Source organism: Dyadobacter sp. HNCC25DJ185 (assembly GCF_056895195.1).
The window spans coordinates 689,839-707,492 of the sequence record NZ_JBXHAR010000001.1 but is presented as its reverse complement, the minus strand read 5'-3'; the positions used below and the strand labels follow the sequence as shown (position 1 = coordinate 707,492).

Below are 17,654 nucleotides of genomic sequence, written 5' to 3'. Positions count from 1 at the left end.
AGGAATTATCACTAAGAGAAAACCCATGAAACGTTTCTGCCTTGCTCTTTTACTGTTCGTTCAGATCACAGCCTTCGGGCAGGTTAAATTTGCCCGCCTTTTTTCTGACCATGTCGTGTTGCAGCGCCAAAAAGCAATCCCGGTCTGGGGCTGGGCAAAGGCCGGCGAAAAAGTAAAAGTGACACTGGCGGGTCAGACGATGGACGTCAAAGCAGACGCATCAGGCAAGTGGATGGCCAGTTTCAAGCCGCTTGAAGCCGGCGGCCCTTACACCATCACTGCTACTGCCAAATCAGGGAATGCCAGTGTAAATGACGTTCTGATCGGCGAGGTGTGGCTTTGCTCGGGACAGTCCAACATGGAATGGCCGGTACAGGCAGCCAAAAATTACGAGGAGGAGAGACAAAATGCAAATTTTCCACAGATCCGTCATTTCAGGGTTGACCATGTCGTTACCTTGACGCCCGAAGCCGATCTGAAGGCAGGCGAATGGCAGGTTGCGTCCCGCGAAACGGTTGGCGGTTTTTCTGCAATCGGCTTCTTTTTTGCACGTGAGCTCTATCAGAAACTAAATATTCCAATCGGTATCCTGCATTCGTCGTGGGGAGGCTCGCAGATTGAAGGCTGGATCAGCAAAGAGGCGATGCTTGCCAGCAATGACCTAAAAGCTTATGCCCAAACCATGCCGAAAACATGGCAGGACGCAGACGTGCTGATGGATACGAAATTAAAAAAGCAACTTTTCAAAAACGAGTCTGTTTTTCCCAATACCGACGATCAGAAAAGATATGTATCCGGCAACGCCGACTTTACTAACTGGCAGAAGACCGCCGATCCGGTTGGACAGTGGGACTGGAAGGGGTTGATGGGTTTCCGGGGCAACGGATACCTGGCGAAAGAAGTCGAGTTGGCAGACGATATCGTGTCCAAACCAACCGTATTATCGCTTCCCGAGAATGACAGCCCGAATGAAATCTATGTCAATGGAAAGCTGGTTAATGAAGGTACCGTCAAGGGTGTACGAAAAATCAATATTCCAGCCGGGACCTGGAAAGCCGGTAAAAATCAGTTGGTAGTCAAATCCGGCAACATGGTAGCCACGCCATGGTTTGGGCCTGGATTTATGGGATCTGGCAATGATTTGTATGTTGAAGATGGTTCGAGAAAAATAAGCATTGCGAAAGATTGGTACCTGATGCCCTCATTTGCTGAAAAGCACGAGTACGCCCATTTGATGAATAATGTGGGAACCACCATTTATAATGCCATGATTGCTCCGCTGATTCCCTTTGCGATTCGCGGGACACTTTGGTACCAGGGCGAAAGCAACGCGGCCAGGGCTTACCAATACCGCCAGTCATTTCCATTAATGATCAATGACTGGCGAAAATTGTGGAATGACGACTTCTCATTCTATTGGGTACAGTTATCCAGTTTCGGAAATGATCAGAGCAGCAACCAGGGAAGTAATTGGGCCGAACTGCGCGAAGCTCAGAATATGACATTAAGTCTTCCCAAAACGGGCATGGCTGTTTGTACGGATGTGGGCAATCCAAAAGATATTCACCCTACCAACAAGCAGGATGTGGCACATCGGCTGGCAACAAATGCACTTAAGCTCGATTACGGTCAAAACATCCCCTATGCTTCGCCGCTCTATGATCAGGTACAGTTCCAGGGGTCCAAAGCCGTTTTATCTTTCAAACATGCCGAAAACGGGTTGATGGTGAAGGATCGGTATAACTACCTGAAAGGTTTTGAGATAGCTGGCGATGACAAAGTTTTCTACTATGCCAAAGCGGAAATAGACGGAAATAAAGTAATCGTAACCCATCCAAAAGTTTCCAAGCCGGCGGCGGTGAGATATGGATGGTCTGATGCTCCTGAAGATGCTAATCTTTACAGCACAGATGGATTCCCCGCCAGCGCATTTAGGACAGACAATTGGCCCGGCGTTACGGAAAGTGTGAAGTTTCAGTAAGTTGATAAGTTCTGTTGACAACCTTTCAAAACCCAAGTTTTTGGTATCAGTAAAATGGTAAGACCTCTGATTTTATGTATTGTGTTCGCTTCATTTCTCTTTTTGGGGGCTTACCGTTTATATGATAATAAAAAAGCCGTGAATACGGAATGGCCGGAATATCTGGGTGGCCCAGACCGTAACCATTACTCCTCGCTGACGCAGATCAACCCGGGAAATGTCAAAAATCTTAAAGTAGCATGGAGTTACGCCATGCCTGATTCAGGACAAACTCAGGTTAATCCAATCATTGTCAATGGCGTTTTGTATGGCGTAACCGCTACAGTCCAGGCATTTGCGCTGGACGCTGCAACAGGGAAACAAATCTGGACATTCGGGGATAAATCAAAAAACGGTTCCAATACAAGCCGTGGCCTGGCCTATTGGAGCGACGGCAACGATCAGCGGATCCTTCACGCAATGGGTTCTTTTCTTTATGCGCTTGATGCCAGGACCGGAAAAGTCATCGAAAGTTTCGGCGACCAGGGTAGAATTGACTTGCATACCGGGCTGCCCGAAGTTTCTAAAAATAAATACATGGTGTCCAATACGCCCGGTACCATTTTCGAAGATCTGATCATCATGCCGGTTCGACTCTCCGAAGATTCGGATGCTGCGCCGGGTGATGTCAGAGCATTCAATGTACGTACTGGCAAACTGGTGTGGACGTTTCACACGATACCCTACCCTGGTGAGTTCGGCTATGAAACCTTCCCTCCGGACGCGTACAAAAACACCTTTACCGGTGCTGCGAATAACTGGTCTGGTACAGCCATAGACCGCCAGCGAGGGATTCTGTATGTACCCACTGGCTCTGCCGGCTACGACTTTTATGGTGGTAAAAGAAAAGGGGCCAATCTTTTTGCCAACTGCCTGATCGCATTGGACGCCCGCACCGGCAAGCGCCTATGGCACTATCAAACCATGCACCATGATATGTGGGACCGTGACTTGCCAGCTCCGCCCAACCTGATCACGATCACCAAAAACGGACAAAAGATAGATGCTGTTGCACAGGTCAGCAAGCAGGGATATGTCTTCGTTTTTGACAGGGTTACCGGCAAACCGTTGTTTCCGATTAAAGAAATTACCGCACCTCAGGCCGCCTTACCGGGCGAGTTCCCCTGGCCTACACAGCCTGTTCCCACCAAGCCGGCCGCATTTGCGAGGCAGGCTTACACATTGTCTGAAAAAGACATCAGCCCCTACGCTCCCGACCATGATTCGTTGGTAATCAAGTTCAAAGGTTATAAAAAAGGGCTGTTTGCAGCGCCAAGCAAAGAGGGCACGGTGATCCTTCCAGGCTTTGACGGAGGAGCCGAATGGGGGGGAGCAGCGGCCGATCCAGACGACGGTATCTTGTATGTCAACAGCAATGAAATGGCTTGGATCTTAACCATGAAAGATACCCCCAGAGAGAGCGAGCTTTCCAATTTAAGTCCTGGCGAAAAAGTGTATACAACCTATTGCGTTACCTGCCACGGCCCGCAAAGAAAAGGAAATGCCAAAAGCGGCTATCCCTCGCTGATTGATATCGGGCAGCGGCGCGACCGGGCTTTCGTAAACCAGTTGCTCAATACCGGAAAGGGAATGATGCCGGGCTTTACCATGCTTACATCCGTGGAAAAGCAGTCGCTTGTTGCATTTCTTTTTGGTGACGAAAAAGTAGAAGCCGTTTCTTCGACACCCGTTTCCAAAAAAGTTTACCTGCCTTATCAGAGCACCGGATACAATAAATTTCTCGACGCCAATGGGCTCCCAGCCATATCACCTCCATGGGGGACGCTGAATGCCATTAATTTAAATACCGGGGATTATCTCTGGAAAATACCTTTCGGTGAAGTTGAATCGCTGAAGGCAAAAGGCGTTCCTACGACAGGGAGCGAAAATTATGGAGGCCCCGTCGTTACTGCCAGCGGATTGCTTTTTATCGCAGCTACCAAAGATGGCAAGTTCCGCGCATTTGACAAGAAAACCGGGAAATTACTCTGGCAAACCATACTTCCCGCCGCGGGGTTCGCAACGCCGTCTACCTATGAAGTGAACGGCAAACAGTTTATCGTCATCGCCTGCGGAGGTACCAAGCTGGGAGCAAAAAAGGGGAATCAATATGTGGCGTTCGCGCTGGAATAGGCGAATCAACTATCCCTAAACGGATTCTATCCAGTTCAGCATTTTTTTTCTGCCTGCTTCATCCGGTAACCTGCCCATACCGGCAGAAAGGTTATCGACCAGATGCTTGGCATCTGAAGTTCCCGGAATGACACAGGTAACTGCATCATGGCTAATGATATATTTCAGGAAAAATTGCGCCCAAGTATCTATACCATATTCAGAGGCCCAGTCAGGCAATTCTTTGCCTTTCACTGCCCTGAACAAAGCGCCTTGTTCGAATGGTTCATTGATAATTACAGCAACCCCGTTATCTTTTGCGGCATTGAGCAGGCTTTTCTCGGCATTTCTGGAACGTATCGAGTAATTGAACTGAACAAAATCCACCACTTTTGACCTCACGATCTCTTCAAGCCTTGAGTGCGCGGAGTCAGTGTAATGGGTGATACCTATGTATCGTATTTTTCCCTGTTCCTTCCAGGCTTTCAATGTATTCAAATGCGTTTGCCAGTCCTGCAGGTTATGCACCTGCATCAGATCCATTTTACTCCGCTTCATCTTTCGCAGGGAATCATTCATTTGGGCTATTCCCTCCTGCTTACCCGTTGTCCAGACTTTCGTCGCAAGAAAAAACGCGTCATTCACTTTGAGCTGATCGGTAAGTTCCCCGATGACTTGCTCTGCACGGCCGTACATCGGAGAGGCGTCGATCATTTTTCCGCCCAGTTCGTGCATTTTGGCCAATACCTCCAGTAGCGGTTCTCTTTCCGCCGCCGCCGTGGCAACGTCAAATTGCTGCCAGGAACCAAGCCCGACCACCGGAAGCTTTTCGCCCGTTGCGGGTATTTTTCTTTCGATCAACATCTTCTGAGTGTTTTTTGCCAATGTCCATGCAGGGTTCATCACCAATGTGCCGCCAGCTACAGCCAGCCCCTGTAAAACCTCTCTTCTTGAAATAATGTGCCCCATTGTCTCTGTAACCTCGTTTTTTACGGTTTCAATTTACGCAACAAATCCGAACATTTGAAGTATCAGCCAAAAGCAGAAAAGGAGCCAGGACAACTCCTGACTCCTTTTACAAACTTCACACCAAATCTAATCTACTACTTTTTTTCAATCGTAACGCTCACCTTGTAGTCTTCCAGCTTTGGCGACACCGTAGTCTCCGGATAAGGCAGCACCTCGCTTACCTTCAGCACATAGTTTTGGCCTCCCAAGGTAAATGTCTGAAAATCGCCATTTTTGTCACCTTTAAAGTTTACGCTAACACTCGTCTGACTGGCTCCGTCAGAGACATTGAAAGTAATTTGTGCGCTTCCCATTTGAATGCAGACGACATTTTTGGGGCAGCGGCTGTCGCTCACTTCCCGAAGGTCAACTTTCAGGTTTTCGCCCGAGGCCGGAACAGTGGTAAGCTGGCGGTAAGCAATACTGGTGGTTTTCAGTTCAGCTTGGGGGGCTGCATCATCTTTCTGGTCGCAGGCAACTGCCGCTACCCAGATCAGTGCGAATAGAATCGTTTTTTTCATGCTAATGATATAATTGGATATAGCGAAAAGAAACATTCCCCGGCGAAATGGTTGTAACATTAATGCGTTCTAGTGCAAAAAGATCCACGAGAAAGCTTATTCTTCGATCCCAAAAGGCAATTCGTATTCCCTGGTGATGGGTTTGGAGCTTCTTGTTTTAACGATCACCCTGGCCTTCAACGGAGTTCCAAGAACGAGGTAGTGCTTGATATACTGGTCTTCGTGGTAAGTCCAGGATTTATCTTCGAGAAAATACTCGGTCACTCCTTGTTTCCCGGCTTTATATGCCCATTGCTCTACAATATTTGGTTCATAAGTAACAATCTGCCCCATAGCAATTACCTGGATGCCTGGTAATGAGCTGTTGCCTAGCTCCGTACAATCTTCTACTGCTACATGAATGGAGGAATTGTCTTCCAAATCTTTGACTGACCATTGGTCAACCAACGTCTTTACATTTGCCATTGAGCTTAATTATTTTGGTTAAGCTTCCAAATTAGCATCGATGATCCACAGCTTATTTTTTTATTACTTTCTGGCTAGCGCAAATGATTAACCGGCTATTCGGTGTAAGCCTTGCTGATTCTACGGATCTTACCGTCTGGTTTGGTCATGATATACATCTCTTTAGTCAGCTGGTTGTACTCCACGCGAACATCGACCCGCTTCGAACCCGAAAGCTCTGCCAGGCTGGTTTCCCTGGAGTTCCGGACAATCGAAATCTCACGTACTGCCGGCTCGGTTAAATCATTACCTATGTCCACAAAAAACAGCCTGCCGCTCACAATATCACCAAACACATACTTGTTCTGCAGGGCCTTCAACTGACCTTCATATACAGAACCTCCACTAATTGCATTGCCGTCGTAATGATCATAGAGTGCGAATGGCTTAACAAACTTCCCTTCGTCCGTTTGTGGTAGTTTGTAAACATTTTTCAAATCTTTTGAAGAAATACCAAAATTACCTTCACGCACATTCCAGCCATAATCTCCGCCCTTTACAATAACATTGATCTCTTCAAAATTAGACTCCCCTACTTCTGCGCTGAACATTTTACGGCCATGCTCCATATCCCACGACATTCTGTGCGGGTTCCTAAAACCGTATGCATAAATTTCCTTGTAGATACCAGGTTCCGAATTATTGACAAAAGGATTGTCAGCTGGAATACCGTACTGTCCGTTCTTACTATTGTTCCCAAGCGGGTCTATGCGGATAATGGTGCCTAAAAGTGATCTGAGGTTATGACAAAGCTCGGGATGTTTGCTGATCGTAGACCCGCCGTCGCCGGTACCGATGTATAAAAACCCAAAATCCGGGTCATTTGTACCAATGCCTGGAACAAAACCAATGTCCTGCGTACCATGCACCACATTGGGCACATTGATACGCAACAACTCCCGCCGCTTGCCTTCAAAAACCTGGCTTTTGACATCATCAGTTTTCCATTCAGAAACTACCCATTGCAAAGCAACTTTAATAGTGTCCGAATATGCAAAGTCTGCTTTCTTACCGTTGGGCGTTTCCGTGTGCGTGATGTAGATGAGCCCGTTCTTCAGATAATTGGGGTGAAAAGCAAAACTGCCGAGACCGGTACCCAAGCCCGGTTCATTTACATAATTCTCGATCAGCGGCCTGATGTCCAGGAAGGTGGTTACTGCTCCATTGGATATCCTGTAAATGATACCGCGCTGATCGCTTACATACAAAGAGCCGTCGCCAGATGGATGAGGTCGCATGGTTGCGATGCGCGTTCTGGGCATTTTATCACTGGAAGGAGGAATGGTTATGAAGTCTTCCAATTCAATTTTCAGACTGGATTTGACTATCGGTGCTGCCAGCCGTTCTGGTTGAGTCCCAGCGCCCTCGTCCATATTAACTTCCAGCGGCTTGATATGATGCAGTTTGGTTTCATCCGCTATATAGGATAAAATAGACTTGATTTCCTCATCTTTTAGAAAATCAAACGGCGGCATGATCATCTTATAGCGTTTGGTGAGGCTGATTGCCCGCTTATTTCCTTTTTCGATAGAGTGGTTCGGATTCTTAATAAAACTGACAAGTTCCTGCTCCGGCAACAGGCTGGTAATCCCGCCAAGTCTTGGGCCGATTTCCTCCGATTCCATCGCATGGCACGAAACGCAATGGGAAGTGAAAAGTGCTTTTCCCGAAGCAACTGATTTTGATCCTGACAAGCCAGCTTTTTGTTTTTTGGCGCCACCGCAGTTGAGCAGTAGGAAGATAGCGATTAACGATGCGAAGGAAAAAAAGAAAGAACGTGACATTAAACAACAATGTGAACTAGGTTTAGAAGTGGATAAAGATAGTATTTAGGCCATAAAAAAAGCCGGAATATGTCCGGCTTTTTCACACTAATGAAGGATTACTTTACTTTATCCTACATTCTTTCCGTTTTTATCAAGTTTGACCCTGGCATTTTCCTTACCATTTGCTACCTGCAACTCATAATACTGCGAATTATCTCCTTCCGTGACCAAAAAGGCTTTTTTCACAGTCCAACCGGAAAACTCTTCCCCTTTAATGGTTTTTTTAATTCCCTCCGGAAGATCCTCCGGTTTCACCGCTACTTTTTCTTCCTTAGATGCCTTTTTTACCGGTTCCTGAGTAGTCGGATCCTGTACAGTCGCCTCCTTCTGAGTTGCTTCCTGTTGAGCAGTTTGAGCTTGAACAGAGGCGAAAGAGATAAGTGTTAAGGCCAATGCCGATACTATTAGCTTTTTCATAATCTTTTGTTTTTTAGACAATTTAATTTGATACTCTGTGCATCCGCACTGTTTCATGTCTCCATAACACGACCGTGCCAAAATTCACATATAACTGATTTACAGCAATTTAACAAAACTCTACTTGTGGAGTAGTGTTTACTCAAATCCCCGATTTGTGGGGTTTTATCTTCAAAATCGACTATTGACGAAAAGCTTTGATATATGCTCTTTTCTTAACTGATTATCCCACTATTCAGCGACCGTCCTGTCAAAAGGCAAGACCTAATTATCAATAAGTATTAACCCGACTAACCGGATACGGATCACTGCGGAAAGATCCTGCCACATCTGAAATTTAGTGCCGGATACCATAAAAATTTACGCTGCTTCATAAAAAAAGCTCCCCTGAATTACAGGAGAGCCTATCTTTATTTCTCTTCGTACCCGCTATTTGTCGTAGCCAGGGTTTTGAAGCAACTTGGCATTACGGTTGATTTCATCACGGCTGAACGGACGGAAATACATTTTGTCCACCCAGGTGCGGTTTTCATGCGATTTATCTTCCACCGGAGTGTAAGTGTAATCATAAACGGTTGGATCATAGTGATACGGCTCCTTCATCGATTTACCGGCTTTGAACTTACCGATGACCGAGATAAACTGAAGAGAACGGCCCAGTGTAGTCGGGGCAATCATCCAGCGACGCGCATCGTGGTAGCGTTGCTCCTCGTAAGCCATTTCAATCCTTCTTTCGTGACGGTAGGCGTCTCGCAGAGCTGTGCCTGTCAAAGCTTTCAAGGCCGGCATACCTGCACGGAAGCGGATTTTGTTCAGCCAAGAAAGTGCAACCGCATCTTGTCCAAGCTCAATGCTGGCCTCGATATAATTGAAAACAGCCTCGGTGTAGCGGAAGAAGGGCCAGGGAATGTTCTGACGGTCGGTATTATCAACAAGATCAGGATTTGGATCGATGAATTTACGCATGTAGTAACCAGTACGGCTGCCATTCCAGTCTTCGATTGAGCTGCTGCGCGTATCCAACCCTTTGCGGTTAAACAATGCGCCTTTATCATCGAGCAGGTCATATGCACCGGTCTGGATCTGGTTTGCAGGGTCTACATTACCGGATATCTTGTTACGTGGCTTCCAGTCTGCACCGTCATACATGACAGTTGCATAGAAGCGCGGATCACGGTTTACATAAGGATTCGCTTTCTGAACTGGGTTAGTCCATGAGAAAGGGGTTCCGTCCATCATTTCGTAATCATCAACTAAAAGACCGATCGGCGTGTTGCCGGCCCAGTTATGATAGCCGTTCGGGCCATTGTTGAGGCCTGTTTGACGCGCTCCGTCAGAAGTTAAGCTTGCCGTGAAGAAGCGTCCAAAAATAACTTCATTTCCACCAGTCGGATCCAGTGTTTTGTCGGCGCTATACCCGGCCATTGCCATAGAAATATAGTTGATACGGCCTTGTTCGGCAGTTTCTGGCGCAGTCAGGTTCAGCTTATAACCACCATTTCCGCCATCGATTACTGCTTTTGCAGCTGCTTGCGCAGCTGTCCAGCGTGCAGCCCGGTCCCCAGACAGATATCCCAGAAACTCGGGATTAGTGAACCCGGCAATCAGAGTGGATTTCGTTTTTGCAGTCGGGATATCGTGCAAATCACTGGCTGCATACAGCAACACACGTGATTTTAATGCCAAAGCTGCAATTTTAGAGGCACGACCTTTAATGGCTGCTTTTCCATCGAGCAACAATGCCGCACTGTCCGCATCGCTGATGATGGACTGAATGCATTCGTCAAAAGTATTACGGGTTACCGCGTAGTCTTCGTTCAGGTCATAAACCTTCTTGATCAAAGGAACTGCACCGTAATAGCGCACCAACTGATGGTAGTAATATGCTCTTAAGAAATAGGTCTCTCCCAGAATACGCTGCTTCAAAGTCTCATCTGTGAATGAAGCAGTTGCAAGATTTTGGATTGCAATGTTCGTAGCACGGATACGTGTATACATGGGGCTCCATCCATAGGTATCATCTACCCAACCCAGGTTTGAAGGGCTCAAACTTCCCTCGTTTACGGTATTGATGTTACGTCCTGTGTGGGTAAATACCGCTTCATCGGTCAAAGAAGCCAGCATTTGCTCACTGAAACCTCCTTGCTGAAGTCCCTGGTAAATACCTGTTACAAATGCTTCTGACAATGCTCCATCCGTCCACACCTGGTCTCCAGCAATTTCACTTGGAGGTGTTACGTCCAGAAAGTCAGTGCTGCAGGACCATAACCCGCCAGCAAATAAGGCAATGGCAATTATATTTTTATATCGAAATTTCATTGTTTTCATCATTAAAATGCTACACGTATACCTGCATTAAGAATTCTTGACTGCGGATAATACTGTCCGCTTGTGCTGGTAGATTCTGGATCCCAGATTTTGATTTTTGCAAAAGTGAACAGGTTCAATCCATTCACATACACCCTGAATTTGCTCAAACCAATTTTCGATCCGAATTCAGATGGCAGGTTGTAACCCAACTCAACGTTCTTCATACGCAGGTAATTGTTGCTTTTCAGGAAGTAGTTGTTGAACGCGCCGCCGCTGCCTGTATTGGTATAATAACGGTTGCTACGGTTTGTCAAACGTGGGTATCTTGTATCCGGATTGTCTATTGTCCAGCGATGGTCGAAGTCATATTTCAGGTAGTTACCAATATCACCCGATTCGGTCATACCTACCAATTGAAGACCACCCGCAGCGCCTTGCATCAGGACGGAAAGATCAAACTGTTTATAGCCCAGGTTCAGGCTGATACCTCCTGTGAACCATGGCCGTTGTACTTTTTGGGAGCGGATACGATCATCACCGTTGATTTTGCCATCATTGTTGATATCCTTGAACTTCATATCCCCTGGCAACAAGTTACCTGTGATCGGGCTGTAGTCAATTTTGTTGGCGTCGATCTCAGCCTGGTCTTTAAATGATCCATCGAATTGGTACACAAGGAATGACTGGTAAGGCATGCCCGTTGTACGCTGATAAGAAGGCGCACCTGGCGTTTCATCCCAGAACTTGATCTTGTTTTTTGCGTAGCCACCGTTCACACTCACCGAGTAAGTGAAATCGTTGATTGCACCATCATAACTTACTTTAAATTCAAATCCTTTGTTTTGCAGTTTACCAATGTTTTGAGGAGGAAGCTTACCATCAATGCCAGCGGTCGAAGGCGTAGAACCCAATTTTGGGATCAGGATCTGAGAACGGTTGTTCACGAAATAATCAAATTCAAAAGCCAGCTTGTCTTTGAACAGCGATCCCTCCAAACCTACGTTGATGTTGTTCGCAACTTCCCAAGTAAAACTGTTGTTGGCAACCCTCGCCTCAAGAAGTGTTTTGGCAACCTGGTCGTTGATTACATAGCTGTCAAATGTCATAGTCGACAAATACTGATATTCCGCCAGGTTCTCAGTTCCGTAAACATAAGGTTCAGCACCCATTTGTCCCCATGAACCGCGCAATTTCACATTGTTCATGAAACGGATATTGTTCTTCCAGAAATCTTCCTCTGACAAACGCCATCCCGCAGATACCCCCGGAAAAAATCCGAAGCGGCCATTTTTAGGAAATACGTAAGAACCATCGACCCTCCACAAGAACTCAGCAAGGTATTTTTCTTTGTAATTATAGCCTGCGCGACCGAAGTAGCTCAAACGGGCACGTTGGTATAAATCAGTAGCAGCCATCAACGAGGAGTTCCCAATGTTCTGTTCAGGCGTCCCCCCTGCAAAAAGCTGGTCAACCACCGGAGAGATGAAATATCTTCTGTAAGCAAAGAAACCGTCCGCATCCACTTTTTCACGCTGGATACCTGCCATTACATTGAAATTATGTCCTCCAATCGTTTTTTCGTAGGATGCCTGACCTGTAAGCTGTACCGACAATTCTTGTGCAGCGGTTTCAGTTAACCTTGGATCATTGAATGTGGAACGGATCGACCCAGTCAAAACCGGGGTTACACCGTCTGCTTCATAGGATGTTTTATCCCAATAATACAATGTCCACGGTTTTTGGAAGGACTTGGTGCGGCGCATTTGCTTATCAATTGCAGCCATACCGACCAACTTCAAGCCCGGTACACCCGGAACATCAAACTCGAGCGTACCGTTGGTTTGTATGTAGTCTCTTTTGTCATTATTGTAACCGGTCTGGTTGGTAGTGATGATGACCGGGTTCTGGCCGTTTTCAATGTCAGGACCTGGACGTCCATCCGGCCAGACAGCGATTTCGGTAGGTTTTCCGCGCATCAACATACGGAAGATATCACCTGCGCCGCCACCGTTGGGGAAATGGCGGAACTCTTCACGAAGCGCAATACCCAATTTAGCTTTCAGGTATTTGTTGATTTTGGTATCAAGGTTAACACGCATGTCATATTGCTTGTAACCGGTTGCCGAATTAACATAGTTGCCATCCTGGTTCAAATATCCCAGCGATGCCAGATAGTTAATGTTCTCGCTGCCACCCGTTAACTGTACATTGTGACGTTGCTGCGGGGACCACTTACGGATTACTTTGCTGTACCAGTCTGTATTAGGGTGAAGCAATGGATCTGAGCCATCCTTGAATTTCTGAATGTCAGTAGGACTATATACCGCGCTCAAAACATCCCCATTGTCTGTCCTTTTGTAATTTCCGTTGGTGTTGAAGCCCTGTAAAGCACCTGACCACTGACCTGCCGGCAAATTGTCATAAATCTGCAATTCGTTACGGATTGTGGCGTACTCTGCTGCATTGGACATTTCAGGTACTTTTGTAGGCTGTCCCATACCTACATTCATGTCGTAAGACAATTGTGGCTTACCCGATTTACCGCGCTTGGTGGTGATCAGGATAACACCGTTACCGGCGCGCGACCCGTAAATAGCAGCTGCCGCGTCTTTCAAAACCGAGATACTTTCGATATCAGCAGGGTTCAGACGATCCAAACCGCCACTACGGTTGGGTACACCATCCACCACGATAAGCGCATTGCTGTTACCCAAAGAGTTGGTACCGCGTATACGGATCGCCGAACCATCATAACCAGGCTCGCCGCTCGACTGAACGGTAGAAACACCTGGAAGACGTCCGCCGAGTGTATTGGAAAGGTTGGCAGACGGCGCTTTTTCAAGTTCGGTACCTTTTACTGCGGTTACCGAACCGGTTAATGTTGCCTTCTTCGCCGTACCATAACCAACGACAACGACTTCATTTAAGGCTTTGATATCCGATACCAACTTGACGTCAAGGCCTGTTTTGTTTGCCACTGGTATTTCCTGCGTAATGTAGCCTATAAAGGAAAATACCAAAGTGCCTGTGGCAGGCGCATTCACCGTATAACGTCCATCCAGATCGGTTACGGTACCCACCGAAGTTCCTTTCAAAACAACACTCACTCCAGGCAAACCCTGCCCCTGTTCATCGCTCACCTTCCCTTTGACCGTTGCGTCCTGAGCATACGCTCCCGTCACAACCGCAAAGGCCAGCAACAGAGAGCGGAAGTACCCGGCAAGGCCCCGGCCGCTTTCTCGTTTAGAAATTCTCATAGATTAGTAGAAATTGTAGATAGTTAAAAAATAGGTTAAACTTTGGTAAAAAACTGCTGGTCTGCGTACTCGGTAATGCTTCGTTGGGCTGCCCTCACTGTGTCTTTTTTACACAATTTCATTCAATAAAAAGGGGTAAATATCCTATTCTTCAGAGATCAAAATGACCCCTGTCCGTATTCAGTCGTGAAGTTTAGGTGAGTTGGTTACGGTTACAAATGAATGGATCGCCGAGTCCGTTTAATAAATCATTGTAACCGTTGGTACAAAAAGATATGAAATTATTTACATAAACAAGCGTTCCCGCTTTTTGAATATGTTTTCTTAGAAAATAACCATGAGTTACTTGACGTATATTGATGAAATACAATTCGTCAAAAACATATTTCTATGTAGAAATCCAGAACCGGATTATTAGCTGATAGAAGTAGAATTTACCCATTTCGTGCAATTTTGCCATTTTTGGACTAATCCTTTGCAAAAATGTAACTACCGTTGATTTGCAGCCGGACGCATTGCAGTAGTATGTCTTATCCGGTTGAGAAAATATCAATTTGTAGAAAGGGTACATCCGCTATAAACAGCGGCAAAGTAGCAGAGATTGGATCAAAACTTTTGAAGTTTCAATGCTTCAAATGACTGATCATTAAAAATCACTTTGAGAAGGTACATTCCCGCCTCATAGGCACTGATATCCAAACCCTTATCTTTGATATCGCCTATTTTTAGATTACCCCACGAATAAACGCGCAGGCCTTTGGAATCATAAAGCTGGATGTCGGCAACTTTATCCCAATCCGTTAAATTGATATGAAGTAAATGATGTGCCGGGTTGGGAAAAAGAAAAGCCTCTTTGAAGCGTTCATTATGAACGTCGGCTATTCGGCTATAAGCATATTTGCCGTCAATGTCGACCATCCTAAGCCGATATAGCACTTCTGCCTGGGCCGGTCTACCGGCAAATGGATTCAAATCTGTGAAGGAGTAGTTCAGAAGAGATTGGCTTTCACCACTGGAAGCAACCCTACCTATGGACTGCCAACTTTTTCCATCGGTTCCGCGTTCGATTTCAAAAAAATTGGCATTCGTCTCGTAGGATGTTGCCCAGTTGAGCACCACACTTGTTTCTTTCTTACGAGCGGTGAAACTAACCAGCGTCACAGGCAAAACACTTCCAGCTTCAACCGCAGTAATGATCCTAAGATTTGCATCCAGCGTATTCGAAACGTATTTGAGCGGAAGGGATACAGTACTTCCCGTTGAAGTTATAAAACCCTTTGAATCCGTTGACGAATTGGCTACTTGTAAAAGTGCTTCGTCATTTCCGTTCAGCTCTTCAGATTGATAAAGGATCCCAGCTACTCCCGAATAGGAAAAGGTCTCATTGAATGTGTAAACACGCTTTATGCTATTTTTTGGTGAACCAGGTATCGGCTCGTGGGAGAGTACCAGCGTTTTATTGGTCCAAGCCAGATCACCATCAGGCTTGATAGCCAACCCGTCGATGACGACCTGAGTGCCGTCGCGGATAAAGAAGCTGCCCGTGCCGGAGGTAAATTGGGCGGAACCCGAAAGAGAAATTCCAAAAAAAAGGATGGCGAGGGTATAAATGCTGACTTGTGGGAGGATATTTTTCACTTGATTGGCTAAATTTACAATCGTTAATGCTGATTGGATAAGTATTTTTAGAAAGTCTACTAAGCACTGTTAGAGCTTGACAACCAATCTTCCCGAAAAAAAACTAGAAGAGGCATCTTCCGGCTCTAAAAAATCTTCGGAATACAGTACTTGATCGTCACCAGAATTTTGGTACATTCTAATGAAGACGTGGTCGCTGGCTAGTAGTTTAAAATCCCTGCTAAGCTGGTTTGACCAGTTGCCGTTGGAATTAATTTCAATCACGTTTACGGCAAGATTTATTTCTATTCCGCCTCGTACCAATATCATCTCTACTGTGGAGACCATTTCATCAGTTAAAGGCTTCCATCTGATTTGAAAGTCAAAATGATAAATTCCGTCGACCGGAGCGGTAAAAGTCGAATTACCTTGATTGAAATTGTTACTCAAATCATACTCTTCTGTTCTGAAAATGATGTGCTTGTTATTGGGTGCATCGGGAACCAGCGCCTCCGAGCCTTTTATTCCGCTGGCAGAGAAAGCCACCGCCCCCTGCCAGCTCGCATTGCCACTAGCATCACTTGTAAGCACTTTCCCAGCAGCAGGAGACTGTCCATTGCCCGAAATCTTCATCTTTCCATCTACCTCCAAGGCATTTCCGGACACGCTTTTTGCAGACACCCCGACGCCGCTTCCAGCAGACCCTTCCAGAGCATTGCCAGAACCTCCAGCAAAGCCTTTTACAACCCAGGAAGATGCGGAAGCGCTGTAGTTAACAATTTGAAAAGCTGTGCCGTTGGCGCTAGTAGCCTGATAGTAAGGGAGAGGAAAAACAGAGACACTTTTCCAATCTGGAGACGCCGCTGTTCCGGAATTATAGAAAAGGCCTTTTCCCCCTGTCAGATTAGGATTGGTGTTGAACACGAATAAAGATGGTGCTGGGGCGGGAATAGTAGAATTATCCGATGGAGAATCCAGATAAATCTTGGGAATAAGCAGGCCTTTATTATTACTCTTAATTTCCAAGGCGGAACTTGGATCCGGCGTAAGCGTATTAATGCCAACACTCTGTGCAAAGATAGTTTGTGAAATAAAAATGGCCGAGATGATCAGGATGAGATGTTTCATTGGATATTCAATAATCAGAGGAATGAAGAAAAAGGAAAGGGTGTTAACACGCTTTCCCAGCAATCTTAATTTCCAAAGAAGAATTTAGTCCAAATGAATGATCAATCGGTCTTATGAATTATTCGCCGGTAACAATTGGCTGCGCCATTAATGCGCCGTCCACCCCCCATCGACCGCCAGGATAGAGCCTACCATATAACTTGCAGCATCGCTAGCTAAAAAGATGGCGGCTCCCTGGATTTCAGGAAGCTGCGCCCAGCGTTTCAATGCAGTCGCACCTAGAATGATGTCCCTCGCCTCATCACTGTCCGCAATAGGAACGTTCATCTCTGTCAGGAACGGGCCGGGGCATATGCAATTGACATTGATACCGAAGGGCGCTAGTTCGATGGCAAGCGCACGGGTCATCTGTACCACCGCTCCTTTGCTGGCCGCGTAAGGTGTGCGATTTGTCAACCCTACCAAACCCAACGTGCTGCCCAGGTTAATGATCCTGCCGCTCTTTTGCTGCTTCATATAAGGTACTACTGCGCGCGAAGCAAGCCACGAACCATTGACATTCAATTCGATCACTCTGCTGAAATCCGCGAAAGTCAGCTCGTCTATAGGGCCGCGGATGTTGATTCCCGCACTATTGATGAGAATATCGATCTTCCCGAATTGCTCAAATGCAAATTTCGCCATAGCTTCCGTCTGCTCCTCACTGGTAATGTCGGCGGGAAAAGAGATCGCCTTTGTCCCGTAGGACGCAGCAATTTCCAACGCCGCCTGCTCACCTTCCGCAGCATTGCGATTGACGAGGAGCAGATCAGCTCCCGCCGAAGCCAGCCCGGCAGCCATCGCAAAGCCCAGGCCTTTCGAGCCGCCTGTAACGACAGCCACTTTTCCGGTCAGATCAAACTGTTTGATCCCCGGTAATAGTTCGTGCAACATA

The 17,654-nt window shown here is 46.4% G+C and carries 12 protein-coding genes; 2 read left to right on the top strand and 10 right to left on the bottom strand.

What is annotated here, in order from left to right:
- Positions 1–25: 25 nt before the first annotated feature.
- Both AC1XUF_RS02840 and AC1XUF_RS02835 read left to right on the top strand, forming a co-directional pair.
- Complete coding sequence (locus AC1XUF_RS02840) at positions 26–1,981, top strand: sialate O-acetylesterase (RefSeq protein ID WP_483340139.1); 1,956 nt, start codon at positions 26–28, stop codon at positions 1,979–1,981.
- A gap of 54 nt (positions 1,982–2,035) precedes the next feature.
- A complete protein-coding gene (locus tag AC1XUF_RS02835; protein WP_483340138.1) occupies positions 2,036–4,153 on the top strand; it encodes an outer membrane protein assembly factor BamB family protein in 2,118 nt (705 codons plus the stop codon).
- A gap of 15 nt (positions 4,154–4,168) precedes the next feature.
- Here AC1XUF_RS02835 and AC1XUF_RS02830 read toward each other — a convergent pair whose 3' ends face one another.
- From AC1XUF_RS02830 to AC1XUF_RS02785, 10 genes are all read right to left on the bottom strand, one after another.
- Positions 4,169–5,101 carry an aldo/keto reductase gene (locus tag AC1XUF_RS02830; RefSeq protein WP_483340137.1) on the bottom strand — a complete coding sequence of 311 codons (933 nt, stop codon included), beginning with the start codon at positions 5,099–5,101 and terminating at the stop codon, positions 4,169–4,171.
- 134 nt (positions 5,102–5,235) lie between these two features.
- The gene (locus AC1XUF_RS02825; RefSeq protein WP_483340136.1) at positions 5,236–5,661 is read right to left on the bottom strand and encodes a hypothetical protein; all 426 of its coding nucleotides are present in this window, start codon (positions 5,659–5,661) and stop codon (positions 5,236–5,238) included.
- Between the two features lie 96 nt (positions 5,662–5,757).
- On the bottom strand, positions 5,758–6,126 hold the full coding sequence (locus AC1XUF_RS02820) for a hypothetical protein (RefSeq protein WP_483340135.1): 369 nt from the start codon (positions 6,124–6,126) through the stop codon (positions 5,758–5,760).
- Positions 6,127–6,221: 95 nt separating this feature from the next.
- Positions 6,222–7,949, bottom strand: a complete 1,728-nt coding sequence (locus AC1XUF_RS02815; RefSeq protein WP_483340134.1) for a PQQ-dependent sugar dehydrogenase — start codon at positions 7,947–7,949, stop codon at positions 6,222–6,224.
- A gap of 108 nt (positions 7,950–8,057) precedes the next feature.
- On the bottom strand, positions 8,058–8,408 hold the full coding sequence (locus tag AC1XUF_RS02810; RefSeq protein ID WP_483340133.1) for a hypothetical protein: 351 nt from the start codon (positions 8,406–8,408) through the stop codon (positions 8,058–8,060).
- A gap of 429 nt (positions 8,409–8,837) precedes the next feature.
- A complete protein-coding gene (locus AC1XUF_RS02805; protein ID WP_483340132.1) occupies positions 8,838–10,727 on the bottom strand; it encodes a RagB/SusD family nutrient uptake outer membrane protein in 1,890 nt (629 codons plus the stop codon).
- 11 nt (positions 10,728–10,738) lie between these two features.
- On the bottom strand, positions 10,739–13,975 hold the full coding sequence (locus AC1XUF_RS02800) for a SusC/RagA family TonB-linked outer membrane protein (protein WP_483340131.1): 3,237 nt from the start codon (positions 13,973–13,975) through the stop codon (positions 10,739–10,741).
- A 606-nt stretch (positions 13,976–14,581) separates the two neighbouring features.
- Positions 14,582–15,613 (bottom strand): T9SS type A sorting domain-containing protein, encoded by a 1,032-nt coding sequence (locus AC1XUF_RS02795; protein ID WP_483340130.1) that lies wholly within the window; start codon positions 15,611–15,613, stop codon positions 14,582–14,584.
- 69 nt (positions 15,614–15,682) lie between these two features.
- Complete coding sequence (locus AC1XUF_RS02790) at positions 15,683–16,720, bottom strand: C1q-like domain-containing protein (protein ID WP_483340129.1); 1,038 nt, start codon at positions 16,718–16,720, stop codon at positions 15,683–15,685.
- A gap of 147 nt (positions 16,721–16,867) precedes the next feature.
- Positions 16,868–17,653, bottom strand: coding sequence for an SDR family NAD(P)-dependent oxidoreductase (locus AC1XUF_RS02785; protein WP_483340128.1), 786 nt, complete (start codon positions 17,651–17,653; stop codon positions 16,868–16,870).
- Position 17,654: the final 1 nt, after the last annotated feature.